General features: G+C 34.3%; 3 protein-coding genes. All 3 read left to right on the top strand.

Annotation, left to right across the window (positions count from 1 at the left end; translation table 11 throughout):
* Positions 1-283: 283 nt before the first annotated feature.
* The 3 genes from FG384_RS19470 to FG384_RS19460 all read left to right on the top strand — a co-directional run bounded on the left by FG384_RS19470 (position 284) and on the right by FG384_RS19460 (position 1,408).
* The gene (locus FG384_RS19470) at positions 284-538 is read left to right on the top strand and encodes a hypothetical protein (protein ID WP_142644346.1); all 255 of its coding nucleotides are present in this window, start codon (positions 284-286) and stop codon (positions 536-538) included.
* A 224-nt stretch (positions 539-762) separates the two neighbouring features.
* On the top strand, positions 763-993 hold the full coding sequence (locus FG384_RS19465) for a hypothetical protein (RefSeq protein WP_142644345.1): 231 nt from the start codon (positions 763-765) through the stop codon (positions 991-993).
* Positions 994-1,123: 130 nt separating this feature from the next.
* Complete coding sequence (locus FG384_RS19460; protein WP_142644344.1) at positions 1,124-1,408, top strand: hypothetical protein; 285 nt, start codon at positions 1,124-1,126, stop codon at positions 1,406-1,408.
* Positions 1,409-1,526 lie beyond the last annotated feature (118 nt).

The raw sequence follows: 1,526 nt of genomic DNA, 5'->3' as shown, positions 1-1,526 counted from the left end.
CTCTATGGCACCATAGTTCATCGACCTTCCTCTCCCAGCCGTAGTATCCTATACCCGTTTTTCACATTTTCATTCTCTGTGGTGTAGCGCTGATTTTGCGCTACATGGATGGCTAACGGGTGCTTTACTTGAAGATTATGGAGCTGTTTAGACAGCTCTTTTTCTTATTCAACTAAAGGAGCAGGTAAGTTGAATAAGAAAATGGATTTCGTTTAATAATAGCGGGAAAATTGCGTGAAGTCGGAACTTCAATTCGTTTCAAACGTATTAAAGGGAAGGTTAATTGAAGAAAGTTATAAACGGGGTGGATTATATGAGTGAACGATTTGAATTAAGTTTTAAAAACAAGGAAGTAAGAATGTGGTTTTATTGGGCTGTACCAATGTTTATTATAGGTAGCATCATTATATTTTATGGTGAACAAAAATATCAGCGGTATGTTCCTTTATTGATGATAGTAATAACATGGACTATTTTTTATTTGTGGCGTTTTTTTTACCGGAGGAAGCAAAAGAAAGAAGAGAAAAATTCTTCTTAAGCTAACGGGTGCTTTACTTCAAGAAGGGGTAAAGCATTTTTTCGTATTGAACTAACGCGGCAGTTTAGTTCAATAAGCCAAATGGATTTTTACTTATTATAAATGGAAAAATTATATAAAATTGGAACATCTATTTGTTTCAAACGTATCTAAGTAAAGCAGCAGGTTAGTTAAATAAAGAAGATTGAAAGGAAAGTAATTCATAAAAAAAGGGGGTATAGAAGGTGGACTTATTACTCTGGATAACTACTGGTTTCATGCTAATCGGATTAGTTGTTCTCGTTTCTATGAAAAAAGGTATGGAAACTAAGGTCGCTCTTATAAAAGCAAATATGGAAGACGAGGAAAATTCATCAAAAGCTAAATCCGTAATTTGGTGGATATGGAGTACCACCGCTTGGGGAGTAGGGGGTATATTTCTTGTTGTTTGGTGGTTTAATAATTATTTTGGATAACAGTCGGTTTCAAATGTACTTAAACTATGCTTTACTTCAAGAAAGAGTAAAGCATTTTTTCTTATTGAACTAAAGCGGCAGGTTAGTTGAATAAGGAAAATACTAAAATAACGAAAAAAGGAGTTATTGAATGATGAAAAAGATTAACATAGTGTCATTTATCTTATCAATAATTTGCATTTTATTATTTCTTCTTGTTTCATTTTCAGGTCTAATTGATTATTCCATTATTGGTACACACCCTTTAAATCTGGTTTTATATATTACATTGCTAACTTTAATTTTAGGAGTATTAGGTTTTTCAGGTATTCATGATTGGAAAGGAATGGCGAGGAGTGTAACTACAATAATTATTACTTTGGGGTTATCAGCGTTTTTGACTTTCGTTATATTTTTTGGAAGTTTATTAAGCTAACGGGTGCTTGTGCGGCCGAGCCTAGGTCGTATCATATAGCGGGTGGGATTCCCGTCGAGAAAGAACTAGCCATTCACTCGTAGCGAGTCTTGGAGGGCTAATGGTAACATTAGCCTTT

Origin of the sequence: Psychrobacillus vulpis, from assembly GCF_006861825.1 — a bacterium.
GTDB classification, from domain to species: Bacteria; Bacillota; Bacilli; order Bacillales_A; family Planococcaceae; genus Psychrobacillus; species Psychrobacillus vulpis.
The sequence above is the reverse complement of the archived record's forward strand: the minus strand, read 5'-3'. Positions and strand labels throughout refer to the sequence as shown.

Bases quoted from the DNA above. Each gene is read 5' to 3' on its own strand.
- FG384_RS19460 (WP_142644344.1), top strand. From the start codon at position 1,124: ATGATGAAAAAGATTAACATAGTGTCATTTATCTTATCAATAATTTGC.